This window comes from Kutzneria kofuensis (genome assembly GCF_014203355.1).
Taxonomy (GTDB): Bacteria; Actinomycetota; Actinomycetes; order Mycobacteriales; family Pseudonocardiaceae; genus Kutzneria; species Kutzneria kofuensis.
Genome location: NZ_JACHIR010000001.1, coordinates 265,639 through 282,444, shown reverse-complemented (window position 1 = coordinate 282,444; position 16,806 = coordinate 265,639). Strand labels below are relative to the sequence as shown.

The 16,806-nt window shown below is 69.0% G+C and carries 19 protein-coding genes; 16 read left to right on the top strand and 3 right to left on the bottom strand.

Annotation, left to right across the window (positions count from 1 at the left end; genetic code table 11):
• The first annotated feature begins 53 nt into the window (after nucleotides 1–53).
• The 15 genes from BJ998_RS01275 (at nucleotide 54) to BJ998_RS01205 (ending at nucleotide 13,138) form a co-directional block, all read left to right on the top strand.
• On the top strand, nucleotides 54–245 hold the full coding sequence (locus BJ998_RS01275; protein WP_184857701.1) for a ferredoxin: 192 nt from the start codon (nucleotides 54–56) through the stop codon (nucleotides 243–245).
• Between the two features lie 81 nt (nucleotides 246–326).
• Nucleotides 327–1,187: a 3-oxoacyl-ACP reductase gene (locus BJ998_RS01270; RefSeq protein WP_184868341.1), complete on the top strand. Its 861-nt coding sequence runs from the start codon at nucleotides 327–329 to the stop codon at nucleotides 1,185–1,187.
• Between the two features lie 10 nt (nucleotides 1,188–1,197).
• Nucleotides 1,198–1,947, top strand: a complete 750-nt coding sequence (locus BJ998_RS01265) for a glucose 1-dehydrogenase (RefSeq protein WP_184857699.1) — start codon at nucleotides 1,198–1,200, stop codon at nucleotides 1,945–1,947.
• Nucleotides 1,944–2,705: an MlaE family ABC transporter permease gene (locus tag BJ998_RS01260; protein WP_184857697.1), complete on the top strand. Its 762-nt coding sequence runs from the start codon at nucleotides 1,944–1,946 to the stop codon at nucleotides 2,703–2,705. Before BJ998_RS01265 ends, BJ998_RS01260 begins: the two co-directional genes overlap by 4 nt.
• Nucleotides 2,705–3,511, top strand: a complete 807-nt coding sequence (locus BJ998_RS01255) for an MlaE family ABC transporter permease (protein ID WP_184857695.1) — start codon at nucleotides 2,705–2,707, stop codon at nucleotides 3,509–3,511. The genes BJ998_RS01260 and BJ998_RS01255 overlap by 1 nt, the downstream gene beginning before the upstream one ends.
• A complete protein-coding gene (locus BJ998_RS01250; RefSeq protein WP_184857693.1) occupies nucleotides 3,508–4,788 on the top strand; it encodes an MCE family protein in 1,281 nt (426 codons plus the stop codon). The genes BJ998_RS01255 and BJ998_RS01250 overlap by 4 nt, the downstream gene beginning before the upstream one ends.
• A complete protein-coding gene (locus BJ998_RS01245; protein WP_184857691.1) occupies nucleotides 4,785–5,819 on the top strand; it encodes an MCE family protein in 1,035 nt (344 codons plus the stop codon). The genes BJ998_RS01250 and BJ998_RS01245 overlap by 4 nt, the downstream gene beginning before the upstream one ends.
• The gene (locus BJ998_RS01240) at nucleotides 5,816–6,826 is read left to right on the top strand and encodes an MCE family protein (protein ID WP_184857689.1); all 1,011 of its coding nucleotides are present in this window, start codon (nucleotides 5,816–5,818) and stop codon (nucleotides 6,824–6,826) included. Before BJ998_RS01245 ends, BJ998_RS01240 begins: the two co-directional genes overlap by 4 nt.
• A complete protein-coding gene (locus tag BJ998_RS01235) occupies nucleotides 6,823–7,965 on the top strand; it encodes an MCE family protein (RefSeq protein ID WP_184857687.1) in 1,143 nt (380 codons plus the stop codon). Before BJ998_RS01240 ends, BJ998_RS01235 begins: the two co-directional genes overlap by 4 nt.
• On the top strand, nucleotides 7,962–8,954 hold the full coding sequence (locus BJ998_RS01230) for an MCE family protein (protein WP_184857686.1): 993 nt from the start codon (nucleotides 7,962–7,964) through the stop codon (nucleotides 8,952–8,954). Before BJ998_RS01235 ends, BJ998_RS01230 begins: the two co-directional genes overlap by 4 nt.
• 52 nt (nucleotides 8,955–9,006) lie before the next feature.
• Nucleotides 9,007–10,167 (top strand): MCE family protein, encoded by a 1,161-nt coding sequence (locus BJ998_RS01225; protein WP_184857684.1) that lies wholly within the window; start codon nucleotides 9,007–9,009, stop codon nucleotides 10,165–10,167.
• On the top strand, nucleotides 10,164–10,646 hold the full coding sequence (locus tag BJ998_RS01220; protein WP_184857682.1) for a hypothetical protein: 483 nt from the start codon (nucleotides 10,164–10,166) through the stop codon (nucleotides 10,644–10,646). Before BJ998_RS01225 ends, BJ998_RS01220 begins: the two co-directional genes overlap by 4 nt.
• A complete protein-coding gene (locus tag BJ998_RS01215; protein ID WP_184857680.1) occupies nucleotides 10,643–11,116 on the top strand; it encodes a hypothetical protein in 474 nt (157 codons plus the stop codon). The genes BJ998_RS01220 and BJ998_RS01215 overlap by 4 nt, the downstream gene beginning before the upstream one ends.
• 52 nt (nucleotides 11,117–11,168) lie before the next feature.
• Nucleotides 11,169–11,738, top strand: a complete 570-nt coding sequence (locus BJ998_RS01210) for a PadR family transcriptional regulator (RefSeq protein ID WP_312889866.1) — start codon at nucleotides 11,169–11,171, stop codon at nucleotides 11,736–11,738.
• On the top strand, nucleotides 11,738–13,138 hold the full coding sequence (locus BJ998_RS01205) for an FAD-dependent monooxygenase (protein WP_184857678.1): 1,401 nt from the start codon (nucleotides 11,738–11,740) through the stop codon (nucleotides 13,136–13,138). The genes BJ998_RS01210 and BJ998_RS01205 overlap by 1 nt, the downstream gene beginning before the upstream one ends.
• Nucleotides 13,139–13,280: 142 nt before the next feature.
• Here the strand turns inward: BJ998_RS01205 and BJ998_RS01200 are convergent, their stop codons facing one another.
• Nucleotides 13,281–13,907, bottom strand: coding sequence for a DUF4360 domain-containing protein (locus BJ998_RS01200; protein WP_184868339.1), 627 nt, complete (start codon nucleotides 13,905–13,907; stop codon nucleotides 13,281–13,283).
• A gap of 319 nt (nucleotides 13,908–14,226) precedes the next feature.
• Between BJ998_RS01200 and BJ998_RS01195 the strand changes: the two genes are divergently transcribed.
• Entirely contained in the window at nucleotides 14,227–14,601 is a 375-nt protein-coding gene (locus BJ998_RS01195; RefSeq protein ID WP_184857676.1) for a hypothetical protein, read from the top strand.
• Here BJ998_RS01195 and BJ998_RS01190 read toward each other — a convergent pair.
• Nucleotides 14,564–14,974: a DUF3052 family protein gene (locus tag BJ998_RS01190; protein WP_184857674.1), complete on the bottom strand. Its 411-nt coding sequence runs from the start codon at nucleotides 14,972–14,974 to the stop codon at nucleotides 14,564–14,566. The two genes, BJ998_RS01195 and BJ998_RS01190, sit on opposite strands and share 38 nt — an antisense overlap.
• 9 nt (nucleotides 14,975–14,983) lie before the next feature.
• Nucleotides 14,984–16,720 (bottom strand): glycoside hydrolase family 5 protein, encoded by a 1,737-nt coding sequence (locus BJ998_RS01185; RefSeq protein WP_184857672.1) that lies wholly within the window; start codon nucleotides 16,718–16,720, stop codon nucleotides 14,984–14,986.
• Nucleotides 16,721–16,806: the final 86 nt, after the last annotated feature.

Genomic DNA, 16,806 nt, shown 5'->3' with positions numbered 1-16,806 from the left:
GTAGCACGGTGTTACCGTGAATCGCGTCCAACTCGTGCGAGGAGGAGGCGGCCGTGGCGATCGAAGTCGATCGGAATCTGTGCGAGGCGAACGGGCGGTGCGTGGCGGCCGCTCCGGAGGTGTTCGAGCTGGAAAACGACGAGGAGTTGGTGATCCATGAGCCGCCGGTCGGGGCCGAGCTGGCCGAGCGGATCAAGGTCGCCGTCGCCAGCTGTCCGCGTTACGCGCTGCGCGTGACCGGCTGACCCGGTCTTGCCCAGAACGAGAACAGATTCTAGTGTGGCCCGGGTAACACCGCGGTGATCCCTGGCGACGAGGAGCGGCGAGTGGACCTGGAGGGCAAGGTCGCGATCGTCACCGGCGCGGCCGCCGGGCTCGGGCGGGCCGAGGCGCTCGCGCTGGCCGCGGCCGGCGCGTCGGTGGTGCTCGGCGATGTCGCCGACGCATCCGCTGTGCTGGCCGAGATCGAGGCGTTGGGTGGCAAGGCGGAGATCGTGCCGGGCGACGTGGCCGAGCGGTCGACCGCCGACGCGCTGGTGCAGGCGGCGGTGGAAGGCCTGGGTGGCTTGCACATCGTGGTGAACAACGCCGGCGTGCTGCGCGACCGGATGTTGTTCAACATGTCCGACGAGGAGTGGGACACCGTGATCCGTGTGCACCTGCGCGGCCACTTCCTGTTGTCCCGCAACGCATCGGCGTATTGGCGGCAGCAGTCCAAACAGGACGGCAAGCCGGTGTACGGCCGGGTGGTCAACACTTCCTCGGAGGCATTCCTGCTCGGCTCCGAGGGACAGCCCAACTACGCCGCCGCGAAGGCCGGCATCGTCGCGCTGACCGTGGCGACCTCCCGCGGCATGGCCCGCTACGGCGTCAAGGCCAACGCGATCTGCCCCCGCGCCCGTACGGCCATGACGTCCGATGTCTTCGGCCCGGCGCCGGCCGGCGACGATCCCCTTTCCCCGCACCACGTCGCCCCGTTCGTCGCCTACCTCGCGTCCCCGGCGGCCGACCACATCAGCGGTCAGTTGTTCGTCGTGCACGGCGGCATGGTGGCGCTGATCGCCGCCCCGGCCGTCGAGCAGACCTTCCGCGCGGCCGACGGCGACTGGGCCGCGGTCGGCGGCTACTTCGCCGAGCGTGACCCGGCCCGCACCTTCGCCTGCACCGAAGTTCTGACCCTGAGCTAGGGAGACCGGGATGGGACGGCTCGACGACAAGATCGCGCTGATCACCGGGGCGGCCCGGGGACAGGGCGCGGCCGCGGCCCGGCGGTTCGTCGCCGAGGGCGCGCGGGTGATCATCGCGGACGTCAACGACGACGCCGGCAAGGCGCTGGCCGACGAACTCGGCGACGCCGCCGACTACCGGCACCTCGACGTCAGCTCGGAAACGGAGTGGGCCGAGCTCACCGGTTCGCTGGAACGGCTGGACGTGCTGGTGAACAACGCCGGCGTGCTGCACTTCGCGCCGCTGCCGCAGACCACGCTGGCCGACTACGAACGCGTGATCCGGATCAACCAGATCGGCACCTTCCTGGGCATGCGCTCGGCGGTGCCGCTGATGAAGGACCACGGCGGCTCCATCGTGAACGTGTCCTCCGTGGAGGGGCTGGCCGCGATGCCGTTGCTGGTGGCGTATTCGGCGTCCAAGTTCGCCATCCGCGGCATGACCAAGGTGGCGGCGGTGGAGCTGGGCCGGCACGACATCCGCGTCAACTCCGTGCATCCCGGCGCGATCGACACCGACATGGTGAAGGACGCGTTGGGCGGCCACGCCGTCGACATGACGCCCGTGCTGAAGAAGCTGGCCATCCGGCGCGCCGGCCGGCCCGACGAGGTCGCCAACGTGGTGCTGTTCCTGGCCAGCGACGAGAGCTCCTACTGCACCGGCGGAGAGTTCTCCGTCGACGGCGGGGCCGCCGCCACGCACGCGCTGGCGCCGTCGTGATCGTCGCGTTCCGCCAGGTCGGGCGGATCTCCCTGCTGGGCTGGGACGTCGTGCGGGCGGTGCCGCAGCGGCCGTTCCAGTGGCGGGAGCTGATCCGGCAGTCCTGGTTCTTCGCCAGCGTCACCATCCTGCCCACGGCGATGGTGGCGATCCCGTTCGGCGCGGTCATCTCGCTGCACCTGGGCTCGCTGACCAAGCAGATCGGCGCGCAGTCGTTCACCGGCGCGGCCAGCGCGCTGGCGATCATCCAGCAGGCCAGCCCGCTGATCACGGCGCTGCTGGTGGCCGGCGCGGGCGGCTCGGCGATGTGCGCCGACGTGGGCGCGCGCACCATCCGCGAGGAGATCGACGCCATGCGGGTGCTGGGCGTGCCGCCGGTGCAGCGGCTGATCGTGCCCCGGGTGCTGGCCGCGATGTTCGTGTCGATCCTGCTCAACGGCCTGGTCAGCGTGGTCGGCGTGCTGGGCGGCTACTTCTTCAACGTGATCATGCAGGGCGGCACGCCGGGCGCGTACCTGGCCAGCTTCAACGCCCTGGCCCAGCTGCCGGACCTGATGATCAGCGAGCTCAAGGCGGTGATCTACGGCTTCATCGCGGGTGTGGTGGCCGCGTACCGGGGCCTGAACCCGTCGGCCGGGCCGAAGGGCGTCGGCGACGCGGTGAACCAGGCCGTGGTCATCACGTTCCTGTTGTTGTTCCTGGTGAACGTGGTGCTGACCGGCATCTACCTGCAGCTGGTCCCGCCGAAGGGCATGTGATGACCGCCCCCGCAATGCAGTTGGAGCAGCTCGGCCGGCAGATGGCGTTCTACGGCCGGACGATCGCATGGGCGCCGCAGGCGATCCGCCGCTACCCGCGCGAGGTGCTGCGGCTGCTCGGCGAGGTCAGTTTCGGCAGCGGGGCGCTGGCGGTCATCGGCGGCACGCTCGGCGTGATGATCGGCATGACCCTGTTCACCGGCACGGTCGTCGGCCTGCAGGGCTATTCGGCGCTGAACCAGCTCGGCACCTCGGCGCTGACCGGCTTCATCTCGGCGTACTTCGACACCCGCGAGGTCGCGCCGCTGTCGGCCGGCCTGGCGTTGTCGGCCACGGTCGGCTGCGGGTTCACCGCCCAGCTCGGCGCGATGCGGATCTCCGAGGAGGTCGACGCGCTGGAGGTGATGGGCGTGCCGAGCCTGCCGTACCTGGTCACCACGCGGATGCTCGCCGGTGTCGCCGCGGTCATCCCGTTGTACGTGATCGGTCTGCTCTGCTCCTACCTGGCCTCCCGCGAGATCACGGTGCTGTTCTACGGGCAGTCCGCCGGCACCTACGACCACTACTTCGCGCTGTTCCTGCCACCCGTCGACGTGCTGTGGTCGTTCGGCAAGGTGATGGTGTTCAGCGTCGTGGTGATCCTCGTGCACTGCTACTACGGCTACACCGCCACCGGTGGGCCGGCCGGGGTCGGCGTCGCGGTCGGCCGTGCGGTGCGGGCGGCGCTGGTGTCGCAGACGGTGCTGGACTTCTTCCTCAGCCTGGCGATCTGGGGATCGTCCACGACGGTGCGGATCGCCGGATGAACCGGTATCACGTGCTCGGCGCGGCCTTCCTGGTGGTCATCGTGGCCTTCCTGGCGTTCACGGTGGCCGTCTACGAGAAGGCGTTCGAGCCGGCCGTGCACGTGACCCTGAAGACCGACTCGGTCGGCAACCAGCTCACCCCCGGCGCGGACGTGAAGGTCCGGGGCGTGGTGGTCGGCGAGGTGCGGTCCGTCGGCACCGACGGCGGCGTGGCGTCCCTCGACCTTGCGCTGCAACCGGATCTGGTCGACCAGGTGCCGGGCAACGTGTCGGCCCGGCTGCTGCCGAAGACGTTGTTCGGCGAACGCTATGTGGCGCTGCAGGTTCCGACGCGGCCGGCGGCGCCGATCGAGGCAGGGGCGGTGATCGGGCAGGACCGGAGCAGCTCGGCGATCGAGATCAGCAAGGTGCTGGACGACCTGATGCCGGTGCTGCAGGCCGTGCAGCCGCAGAAGCTCGCCGCCACGTTGACTGCACTGTCGCAGGCATTGGACGGCCGGGGCAAGCAACTCGGCGAGGTGCTGACGCAGGCCGACTCGTACCTGCGGCAGTTGGCACCGTCGCTGCCGGACCTGAACGCCGATCTGGCCGCGTTGTCGCACGTCGCCGACACGTATTCGACGGCCGCGCCGGACTTCCTGCACGCGCTGGCCGATCTCACCACGACCAGCCGGACCCTCGTCGACCAGCGGACGCAGCTGGACACGCTGTTCTCCGTCGTCACGACCACGGCCGTCGACCTGGACAGTTTCCTGCGGGTCAACCGGGCCAACGTGATCGGCCTCGCCGCCTCGGCCGCGCCGACCCTGGCCGTGCTGGCCAAGTACGCGCCGGAGTACCCGTGCGTGCTGGGGCAGCTCGCCGACCAGCTGGCCAACGCCGACTTCACTTTCGGCAAGGGAACCGACCACCCCGAGATGGGCAAGTTCACGCTGTCGATCACCGCCAGCCGCGGCGCGTACAAGCCGGGCGTGGACACCCCGAAGTACCTGGACACCCGCGGGCCCCGGTGTTACCCGAAGGCCAGCCCCGGCAACCTGTTCCCGCAGTACCCGCCCGGTGGTCCCATCCAGGACGGCTCCACCCACCCCGGCGCCGACCCGGCTGCCGGCTCCGCCCATACTGCCACCAGCTCCGCCGCCGGGTCGCCCGCCGAGCAGCAACTCCTCAATCTCCTGGAAGCGCCGCAACTCGGCGTGATGCCGCAGGACGCCCCCGGCTGGAGCGCGCTGCTGGTCGGCCCGCTGCTGCGCGGCTCGGAGGTGACGCTGAAGTGAAGTCCACCCTCGGCGCCGGCGTGAAGATCACCCTCTTCACCGTGGTCACCGTGCTGCTCACCGGCATGCTGGCGGCCACCATAGTCAACGCCAGCCTCGGCGACACCGCCGAGTACCACGCGATCTTCTCCGACGTCAGCGGCCTGAACAAGGGCGACGACGTCCGCGTGGCCGGTGTCCGGATCGGACAGGTCGACGACATCGCGTTGGTGGACAACAAGAATGCCGAGGTGACGTTCGCCCTGGCCGCCGACCGCAAGCTGCCCGGGGCCACCACCGCCACCATCAAGTACCGGAACCTGGTGGGGCAGCGGTACATCTCGCTCGGCACCGACGTCGGCGACCCGAACGCGATACTGCAGCCGGGAACCACCATCCCGCTGAGCCGCACCCAGCCGGCGCTGAACCTGACCGCGTTGTTCAACGGGTTCAAGCCGCTGTTCCAGGCGCTGTCGCCGAAGGACGTCAACCAGCTGTCGTACGAGATCATCCAGGTGCTGCAAGGAGAAGGCGGCACGGTCAGCGACCTGCTCGCGCACACCGCCTCGATCACCTCGGCCATCGCCGGCCGGGACAAGGTGATCGGGCAGGTGATCGACAACCTGTCCGCCGTGCTGGCCACCATCAACGGCCGCGGCAACGAGCTGTCGAGCCTGATCTCGACCGTGCAGCAGCTGGTCAGCGGGCTGTCGGCCGACCGCCAGCCGATCGCCGACGCGATCACCGCGCTGGACGGGCTGACCGCCGCCACCTCAGGGCTGCTGGCGCAGGCCAGGCCGTCGCTGCAGCAGGACATCGGCAGCCTCGGGCAGGTGTCCTCGCTGCTCAACCAGGCCGACCCGACGCTGGACGCCTTCCTCAAGAAGCTGCCCGGCGACCTGCAGGCGTTCACCCGGACCGCCAGCTACGGCGGCTGGTTCAACTACTACCTGTGCCGGCTGTCCGGCACGATCAGCGTCGGCTCGCTGGGCGTGTCGGTGCCGATCGTGCCGTTCCCGGTGTCCCAGATGCCGGCGAGGTGTGGCCCATGAGACGGGAAGCGCTGGTCGGGTTGGTCACGGTGGTGGTGCTGGCGCTCGGCGTGCTGGCCGCCTTCAACGCCGACGACCTGCCGATCATCGGCGGCGGCACGACGTACTCCGCCTACTTCGGCGAGTCGGCCGGGCTGGTCGCCGGCAACGAGGTCAGCGTGGCCGGCGTGAAGGTCGGGCAGGTGCGGCGGGTGTCGTTGGCGGGCAACAAGGTTCTGGTCGAGTTCCGGGTCAGCGACGTGTTCCTCGGTGACCGGACGAGCGCCTCGATCCAGATCCGGACCGTGCTCGGTGACAAGTACCTCGCGCTGCGACCGGACGGCACCCAGGCGCAGGATCCACGGCAGACCATTCCCCGGTCCCGCACGATGTCGCCGTTCGACGTCACCGACGCGATCAACCAGCTCGGCAGCACGGTCGGCCAGATCGACCCGAACCAGCTCGCCGCCAGCTTCCAGGTGATCTCCGACGCGTTGAAGGACACCCCGGAACCGTTGAAGCAGGCCGCGTCCGGCCTGTCGTCACTGTCCACGACCATCGCCTCTCGTGACGATCAGATCGCCGGAATGTTGGCCGGCACCAACCAGTTGAGCGCCACCGTCTCCTCCCGGGACGCCGAGATCAGCAAGCTGCTCGACGACGGCAACCTGCTGCTCGGCGTGGTGCAGCAACGCAAGCAGGCCATCGCCCAGCTGCTCACCGGCACGCAGGAGCTGGCCAGGCAACTGAGCGGGCTGGTCACCGACAACCAGAACCAGTTGCAGCCGGCCCTGAACCAGCTCGACGAGGTCACCGCCGTGTTGGCCCGAAACCAGGACAACCTCAACCAGGCCCTGGCGTCGCTGGCGCCGTTCGTCCGGGTCTTCAACAACACCATCGGCACCGGCCGCTGGTTCGACGGCTACATCTGCGGTCTGCTGCCGCCGGCGCAGACCACGGCCGGCCTGGAGTTCAATCCCGGCGGCTGCTCGACGCCGCTGGCCGACCCGAGCCTGGGGTCGAAATGACTCGGCTACTCGCCATCGCTTGCGTCGCCGCCCTGGTGCTGGCCAGTGGTTTCCTGTGGCTGGCCCCGACGTCCGGCACGGTCGTCACCGCGTACTTCGACAAGACCATCGGCCTCTACGCCGGCTCGGCCGTGCGGGTGCTCGGCGTCAAGGTCGGCAGCATCGACTCCGTGACGCCGGTCGGCGGGCAGGTGAAGGTCCAGTTCACTGTGGACCGTGACGTGCAGATCCCCGCCGACGTACACGCCGTCGTGATCGCGCCCAGCCTGGTCAGCGACCGTTACGTCCAACTCACCCCGGCCTACGACGGCGGCCCGCAACTGCCGTCCAACTCCACGCTCTCCCGTGACCGCACCGCGAGCCCCGTCGAGTTGGACCAGCTCTTCACCAGCGTCGACCAGCTCAGCCAGGCCCTGGGCCCCTCAGGCGCGAACAAGAACGGCGCCCTGTCCAACGTCATCAACTCCGCGGCCGCGAACCTTTCCGGCACCGGCGATGCCCTGAACAACACCGTCAAGCAACTCAGCGCCGCTGCCACGGCCCTCGACGGCTCCAAGGGCGACCTCTTCGGTACCGTCACCAACCTCAGCAAGATCACCTCCACCCTCGCCGGCAGTGACCAGCAGGTCCACGACCTCACCGGCCGCCTCTCCGACACGACCGGCTTCCTCGCCGACAACCGGCAACAGCTCGGCGCTGCCGTGTCGTCGCTGGCGGCCGCCCTGACCAAGGTGCAGAAGTTCCTCACCGACAACAAGGGCCTCATCCAGACCAACGTGGACAACCTGGCCGCCATCACCAAGACCCTCGTCGACCAGCGCGCCGCCCTCGCCGAGGTCCTCGACGTGGCCCCCACCGCCGCCACCAACTTCGTCAACGCCTACGACGCCAAGTCCGGCTCCATCGCCGTTCGCGGCAACATCAACGAGCTCACCTATCCACCCGTGATGATGGTCTGCCAGCTCCTGCAGCGCAGCACCCCCACCCAGATCCCCGCCACCCTCGCCGACCTCTGCAAACAGATCGCACCGTTGCTGGACGGAACCCTGCACCTGCCATCGGCCGCGCAGGTGTTGGCGGCGCTGCAACAGGGAAAGCTGCCGCCGCTGCCACTGCCTTTGTTGGGGGGAGGGAAATGAAACGCCTCCTCGCGATCGTTCCCGTTCTTCTCCTCACCGGCTGCAGCCTCTACGACACGCCCCTTCCGGGCGGCGCCGACCTCGGCGACCACCCCTACCACCTGACCGTCCAGTTCGCGGACGTCCTCGACCTGGTCCCGCAGTCCAGCGTCAAGGTCGACGACGTCCCCGTGGGCCGAGTGGATCGCATCGACCTCGCCGCCGACAACAAGACCGCACTGGTGAGCGTGCTGATCAACGGTTCGGTACGGCTGCCGGCCAACTCGGGGGCACGAGTGGGGCAGTCGAGCCTGCTGGGCGAGAAGTACGTGGAACTGACGGCCCCGCCGCAGCCCAGCGGCCAGCTCACCGACGGCTCCGTGATCACCAAGGACCGCACCGGCCGGAGCCCCGAGATCGAGGAGGTGCTGGGCGCGCTGTCGCTGTTGCTCAACGGGGGCGACATCGGGCAGGTCCAGAACATCGTCAAGGAGCTCAATGCGGCCATGACCGGGAACGAGCCGCAGATCCGGTCCTTCCTGTCGCAAGTGGACAATCTGGTGCGGGACCTCGACGGGCAGAAGGACAGCATCGTCAAGGCCATCGACGCGATGAACCGCCTGACCACGACCCTGGCCGGTCAGCGGGACGACATCGCGACCGCGCTCGATCACCTGGGGCCGGGGTTGCAGGTGGTGACGCAGCAACGCGACGAGCTGACGAGCATGCTCAACGCGCTGGACAACCTGTCCTCGGTGGCGGTCGACACGATCAACCGCAGCCGCGACGACCTCGTCGGCGATCTCCGGCAGTTGCAGCCGGTGCTGCAGAAGCTGGCCGAGACCGGCGCGAAGCTGCCGACCGCGCTCGAGTACCTGGCGACGTATCCGTTCAGCGACTACGCGGCCAACGACGTGAAGGGCGACTACTTCAACTCGGACATCCGGTTCAACCTGGACCTGAGCGCGCTGCTGGGCCCGCAGTCGCCGATCATCGGAGGTGGGGGATGAGGGTGCGTCTGCGCCGAATGCCTCGCCGGTGGCCGCTGATCGGGGGTGGGCGGTGAGGCTTCGCATCCAGCTGGCTGTCTTCCTCGTCGTCGCACTGGTCGGCATCGTCGGCCTCTACCGGTTCCTGCAGACGCCCGGCTACCAGATCGCCGTGCAGCTCAGCGATTCCGGCGGGGTGTTCCCGAACGCCGAGGTGTCGTACCGGGGCGTGACGGTCGGCCGCGTGAACCAGCTGAAGCTCTCCGACACCGGCGTTCGGGCGTTGCTGACGATCGACGCGTCGGCGCCGGCGATTCCGGCCAGCGCCAAGGCGGTGGTGGCGAACCGGTCGGCGGTGGGGGAGCAGTACATCGATCTGGAGCCGGCGGACGACAAGGGGCCGTACCTGAGTCAGGGATCGGTGATCCCGCAGGACCGGACCTCCTTGCCGCCGAGCCCGGACGAGGTGCTGTCCAATCTGGACGCGCTGGTGCGCAGCGTGCCGGCGGACAAGCTCAAGGTCGTGGTCGACGAGCTGGACAAGACGTTCGCGGGGACGGGGCTGGATCTGCAGCGGTTGTTGGACGCCAGCCACAGTCTGACCACGGAGGCGGCGAAGAATCTGCCACAGACCAAGTCGCTGCTGGCCGACGGCAAGACGGTGCTGGACACGCAGAACCGCGACGCCGCCGACATCACTGCGTTCGCGAAGTCGCTGAACCTGGTGGCGGCGCAGCTGAAGGGGTCGGATCCCGACATCCGGGCGTTGATCGGCGCGGCGCCGGCGGCGGCGCAGCCGGTGGACGACATTCTGCGGGCCTCGGGCCGGAATCTCAGTGTGGTGCTGGCGAACCTGTACACCACAACGGCGATCACCTCGACACGGACGGCCGGGATCGAGGAGCTGTTGGTGGCGTACCCGGTGATCACGGCGTTCACGCCCGGCCTGTCGCCGGACGGAACCGGGCACCTGGGGCTGGTGCTGAACTTCTTCGACCCGTTCCCCTGCACCAAGGGCTACGAGACGACCCAGGAACGCCCGGCGAACAACACGGCGCCGAAGGCGGCGAACGCCCAGGCCTACTGCGCGGAGCCGCCGAACAGCCCGATCGACGTCCGCGGCTCGCAGAACGTCCCGCGCGGCAACACTCCCCGCCTGCCCGGCGCGCTCGGCACCACGAAAACCACGGCGTCGCCGACGAACATGGCGCAGCTGCTGGGACTGCCGGGATGAACCGGCTCGTGGCGGTGATCGCGCTGCTGGCGGTGCTCGGAGCCGGCTGGGCGGGCTGGACCTGGTGGCAGTCCTCGCATTCCGACGACGTGACGTACGGGCAGACCCGGGACCTGGTGCTGGCCACGGCATCCGACCAGATCAAGACGCTGAACACGGTCGACTACCGCAAGGCCGAGGACGACCTCACGCAGTGGCAGCGCGTCACCACCGGCAACCTGCTGACCCAGCTGACCAGCCAGCACGACAGCGACGTCAACTCGACCAAGGCGCAGAAAACCGTGTCCACGGCCAGGATTGTCGACGCAGCAGTGAGCACATTGGACACTCGTGCCGGCACGGCGGCCGTGCTCGTCGCAGTTGAGGTGACGATCAGCCAGGCTGACGGTCAGTCGTCCGTACGGAAGGGCCGCGTCGACGCCGTGCTGTCCCGTACCGAGGACGGCTGGAAGACCGGCACCGTGCAGGTGATCGAATGAGGACGTCACTGGCGATCATCGTGGCCGCCATGGCCGCCACGGTCTGGTTCCTGGTCGACCAGGCGCCGCCGATGACCAACACCGCGCTGGTCGACACGGACACCACGAGCCAGGTCGAGGCGCAGGTCAAGACGGCGATCGAGAACTCGTTCTCCTATGACTACACCGACACCGCCCGCACCGCCAAGGCGGCGCAGAAGGTTCTCGTCGGGGACGCGATGCGGGAGTACGAGCAACTGTTCGACAAGGTCCGCACGCAGGCGGCCGAGCAGAAGCTGGTGCTGGTCAGCACCGTCCGGGCGGTCGCGGTCCGGGAACTCGCGGATGACGACGCGACGCTGCTGGTGTTCCTCGACCAGCAGGCCGTGCGGACTCCGGACAACGGCAACACATCGACGTCCGCCCAGCTCAGGGTGGTCGCGCACCGAGACGGAGCGACGTGGCGGGTGACCGGCCTGACCGTGCTCTGAGTTGACAGCACCCATATAGTCGGATTCGAGTAGTCGGATCCGAGGAGTCGCTGTGGCCAGGAGAAGCCGCAACACGCTGGCGCTCGCCGTGCTGGGCCTGCTGATGGAGCAGCCGTCCCACCCGTACGAGATGGCCCAGACGTTGCGCCGGCGCAACAAGGGGACCAGTTTCAAGGTCACCACCGGCTCGCTGTACGACGTGGTGGAGGGGCTGGAGCGGGACGGCTGGATCCGCGCGGTGGAGACCGGGCGGGACGGCAACCGGCCGGAACGCACCGTCTACGAGCACACCGAGCTGGGGCTGGCCGAGTTCCAGAAGTGGATCGACGAGCTGATCCGGGTTCCGGTCAACGAGTACCCGAAGTTCGTCGCCGCGGTCAGCTACGTCGGTGTGCTCGGCGTGGAGGGCGCGGTCGACGCGCTCACCGAACGCGCCGAGCGGCTGGCCAAGTCGATCGAGGAGACCGACGAGTACGTGGAAGCCGTGCACGTGCCGCGGCTGTTCATGATCGAGGTGGAGTACGCGCAGGCGATCCGCCGCGCGGAGGTGGAGTGGCTGCGGCGCACCGCGGCCGAGATGACCGAGGGCACGATCACGTGGCCGAAACCGGGGGAGTACTGATGCACACCGATGTGGTGATCGCCGGCGCGGGGCCGGCCGGACTGACGCTCGCCTGCGAGCTGGCGACCGCGGGCGTCAGCACGATCCTGCTGGAACGGGAGCCGCAACGGCCCGGATTCTGCCGTGGCTTCAACCTGAACGCGCGCAGCCTGGACGCGTTCGACCGGCGCGGCATCGCCGACCGGTTCATCGCCGAGGGGCTCAAGGTGCCGTCGACCTTCTTCGGCGGGCTGCCGGCGCCGCTGGACATCGGCAACCTGGGCTGGGACCACCCGTACACGCTCGGCATCGCGCAGACCCGCGTCGAGGAGATCCTGGAGGACCGCGCCGCCGAGCTCGGCGTGGACATCCGCCGCGGCCAGGGTCTGACCACCTTCACCCAGGACGAGGACGGCGTCACCGTCGACGGCGGGATCCGCGCGAAGTATCTCGTCGGCTGCGACGGCAGTCGCAGCGCGGTGCGCAAGATCGCCGGCATCGACTTCCCGGGCACGCCGAACACCCGCTACGTCATGCTCGGCGACGTCGAGGCGGACATCGCCCCCGGCCTGCACGGCGGCGTGTTCGTGATCCCGCGTCCTGGCTACCTCCGCGTCGTGGTCGCGGATCCGGACTTCGACCGCACGGAGCCGATCACGCTGGAGATCCTCAATTCCACTGTGGACGAAGCGCTGGGTCGGCACGTCGAGTTGGCGAATCCCCGCTGGCTCACCAGGTTCGGCAACGCCACCCGGCAGGCGGCGCGGTACCGCAGCGGACGGGTGCTGCTCGCCGGCGACGCCGCGCACATCCACCCGCCGGCCGGCGCGCAGGGCGTCAACCTGGCCATCGCCGACGCGATGAACCTCGGCTGGAAGCTGGCCGCCGCCGTGCAGGGCTGGGCGTCGCCGGAACTGCTCGACACGTACCACTCCGAGCGGCATGCGGCCGGTGCGCGTGTCCTGCTCCATACGCAGGCACAGGCGTTGCTCGGTGGCGACGAGGTCGGCCCGCTGCGTGAACTGTTCGCCGAACTGAGCGAACTCGACGGCGTCGGCAAATATCTGGCGGAACTCGCCACCGGTGTGGAAACGCGTTACGAGATCGGTGAATTCGCCACACATCCGTGGCTGGGACGGATGGCCCCGAACATCGCGGTCGCAATCGACGGCCGCCCCACCAGTGTGGCCAAGCTGCTGCACGGCGGCCGCGGCGTGCTGCTGGACTTCGGTGTCGTGGATCATCCACCGCTGGACCGGATCGACGTCCTCAGGGCGGAGCCGCTGGACGAGGCGCCGGTCGGGGCGATGCTGATCCGGCCCGACGGCTACGTCGCCTGGCTGGTCACGGGCGACGGCCGGGCCGAGCCGGGGCCGCTGGCGGCGGCGCTGTCCCGCTGGTTCGGACTGGTGCCGGCCTGACGCACCGGCGCCCGGTCGGCGGCTGGAACCGGGACGCGGTGTGCCTGGCGGCGCTGCGGGCACCGCGTGCGGTGGGCGCCCGCAAGGCCTGGCCGTCAGGGAGTCGGTGGCGCCGGGGGGACGCCACCGAACCGGGAAGAGATCAACATTCCTTCCAGGCGAAGTGATAAGTGGTGTGAATGCTTCCGTCGGTGGAGTCCATCGTCATGAAACTCGTGCTCGAGGGGTCCGAGCTGCCGGCGGCCACGCGCAGCTCGGTGTTGACATTGACGTTCCGGTCGACACCACAGGGCGCGAAGACCAATGACGCGGTATCGGCCCGGTCGGTCGTCTCCCAGTCGTTGGAGAACGGACCCGAGAACTTGTGAGCGACGCGCGCCGTCGGCGCCGTGCCCTGGAAATAATAGTTGGCCTGTTCCATGCCGGTCGCGCCCGACGCAAGATCGGCGAAGCCGCGGTAATCGGCCTCGGCGATCGCATATGTGAAGCCCTGCGGCACGTGGACGCGCAGCGACAGCTGGCAGTTCTTGCGGATGTCCGTCGGCGCCGACTGGGGGCCGACCTGGGCCAGGTAGGTGCTGTAGGTGACGGTGAACGCGGTGTTGTCCGAGGCCACGGCCACGGCGGTGGTCCCGGCGGGACACCCGGATCCGTTGACCGTGACGACGGAGACGGTGACCGGGCCGGAAGGGGGAGCGGAAGCGGGAGCGGAAACCGGGGCAATGATCATCGATAATGCCAGACCGGTGGCCGCCATCGTAGTAAGCATGGGTTTCCTTCCCAATACTTTTCACGACTGGATCGCACGCGTGGCTCACCGTAGCGCAGTCGTAACAACCGGGCACCCACTGAACGGTCGAACATGAAAACGGCCCGTTGTCCCATGGTGGGATGAATTGACCTCGTGCTCTTTACGCCACGGAAACCCGTTTTCGTGAACTGCTGCGGACGGGCTATCGGTAAGCGCTCACGCCGATGCTGCGACTGCCGAAACGCGATGGCTCCGTTCGGCCGACGCGTTTGACTCGACCCGCATCGGGTAACCGCTGTCAACGGCCCGGAAGGGGCCCCAGTGGAGGTGAACGGCCATGATCGTCGGACTCGTGCTGATCGTGCTGTCGGTCGCCGCCGCGGTGGCGGCGGTGGCGTTCAACGGCGCCGGTCCCGGACACGAGATCACCGCGTTCGGACAGCACGTGACGAACGCCAACGATATTCAGATCTTCATCGGCGGCATCGTGATCGGCCTGGTGTTCTGCCTCGGCGTGTGGATGGTGTCGGTGGCCGGCCGCCGCCGGCGGGCGATGCGCGCCGAGTACCGGGCCGCGCGGCGCGAGGCGGCCGACGCCAGCCGCGAGCGGGATCGGCTCGCGCAGCAACTGAGCACCCAGCAGGAGATCACCGAGCGGGAGCAGGACACGACCGTCATCGGTCGCCACCGCGACCACGAGGTCCGGTCCTGAGCTCCTTGCGCCACACGAACTTCAGGCCCGACCAGTCCGGCGACAGCGCGGCGACCTTGATGTCGACCAGCCCGGTCGGCAGCAGCAGTTCCCGCAGCAGGTTCTCGGTGATGTCGCTGCGGTGCCCACCGGCGCGGCGGGGCCAGCAGACCCACAGCGACGACGTCACGGCCAGTCCCGACGCAAGGGCGGTGACGTCGTCGCCGAGGTCGGCGTGGCGGCGGTAGAAGGCGAGGACGACATCTGCCCCGGCGATGTCGTCCTCGACCATTTCCACGTCCGGGAACATCCAGCCGGGCGGGGCGTGCCGCAGCGTCACCACGTGCCCCGGCTTGATGCCGAGCTTGCGGTCCAGCGGCGTGCCCTCGGCCATCCGGCGATTCTAGGCCGTCCCGGCGGTGGCTGACGGGGCCCAGCGGGCCAGTTCGGCGCGGGCGGCGGCCAGTTGGCCGTCCGAGGGCGACGTCTCGGCGACGAGCGCGTAGTGCAGGCCGGGAGTGGCCGGCAGCAGCAGGCGGTCACCGGAACGCGACGCCGTCAGGTCCGACACCACGACCGCGTTCATGTCCGCCGGCACGTGCAGCTCCGTCGGCGCGTCGGTGGCGGAACCCTGCCACACCAGCACCCCGTACCGGCCGCTGCCGACGACGGCCGAGGTGGCTGGCATCGAGCTCGGCACCGGGTTCCAGGTCAGCACCTGGCTGCCGTCACGGGACCGGTCCTCGTAGGTGAACGCCAGCGTGTGGCCGGCGACCGCCGCCGGGTACAGCCGGTCCAGCAGCCGCGGGTCCTGACGGAGCTGATTGCCTTGCAGGGCCGAGTAATCCTCGCCGTTCCAGCCGTCGGCGGCCGTCTGCACCTTGTTCGGGTTGTCGTTCATCAGCTCGTGGTGCTGGCCGCTGTAGAGGTCCCAGTGCCACTGCGTGCCGGACAGCACCGGGCCGGACTGCGCCGGGTGGCTCCACCAGTTCGCGCCCGACAGCCGGGAGTCCAGCGCCTGGTACATCGCCTTGTCCACGGTCGGCGTCTTGTCCGAGGTGTTGCCGCTCAGCGGATGCCCGAACTCGGTGACGATCGCCGCCGTCCCCAGGGCCGCGGCCCGGTCGCGGATCACGCCGAAGTCGTTCGAGTACTGGCCGTCGCCCGCCTTGCCCGGCATGAACACGCCGGACTGCGCCTGCTCGTCGTAGAAGTGCGTGTTGAAGACGTAGCGGGTGCCGATCGCACCCGTGTCGAGGAAGCCGCCGGTCTGCTTCTGGAAGGAGAGGTTGGCGTTCCAGAACATGTTCGGCTCGATGAAGGCCGGCTTGTCCTGCCAGCCGGCGGTGTCCATGGCCTGCCGGAAGCGTTGGAAGAACGGCCACAGCAGGTTCTGCTCCCAGGACTGGCTGTTCTGGTTGCTGTCGTAGCGGCCGGCGTAGGGCTCGTTCCACGGGTCCATGCCCGCGACGCCGGCGAACTCGTCGGCCGTCAGGTGGTCGTGCAGGTACTGCATGGTCTTCGTGGCCTGGCTCACGAACTCGTCCTGCACGCCGTTGGCGTTGTGCCAGAAGTCCGTGGTGGCGTCCTGCACCGCGCCGTTCTGGGTCACGTTCTGTCCCCAGTGGACACAGAGGCCGCAGCTCTCCTTCGGGTAGTGGCCCTGGTCCACCACCCACTTCGGCGCGCCGTCGCCGCTGTACCAGCTGCCGGTGTTGAACAGGTAGCGGGAGTAGAGGTCCTGGTGGTAGTCCGGCAGCACCTCGAAGCCGGCGTCCAGGAAGGCCCGCATCTGGTCGGTCAGCTTGGCCAGGTACGTCGTGTCCAGCTGACCCTTGACGGGCTCCGTGCCCGCCCACGAGACGAGGAACCGGACCGCGTTCGCGCCGGTAAGCCGGCGCATCGCCGCCGCCGACGACTGCGCGTCGGCCGTGCTGGCGAAGGGTAGGAAACCGTTCTCCGCCAGCTTCACCTCGCCGGCGACGTTGAAGCCCCGCAACACGACCTCACGGCCGTGACCGTCCACAAAGGTGCCGTTGTGGACGGTCAGGCCGTGCGCCCGGACGTCGTCCGCCGTCGCCGCGGGGGCCGTGCCGAGCACTGCCGTCGCCGCCGCGAGCACCGCGATCAGTGCCCTCATCACGTCTCCTCAAAACGTGAAAAAAATTCGCGGCTGACGGTAGTGACGGCTTTCAGGCCACGTCAATGGGCCGTTCGGTGCTTCTT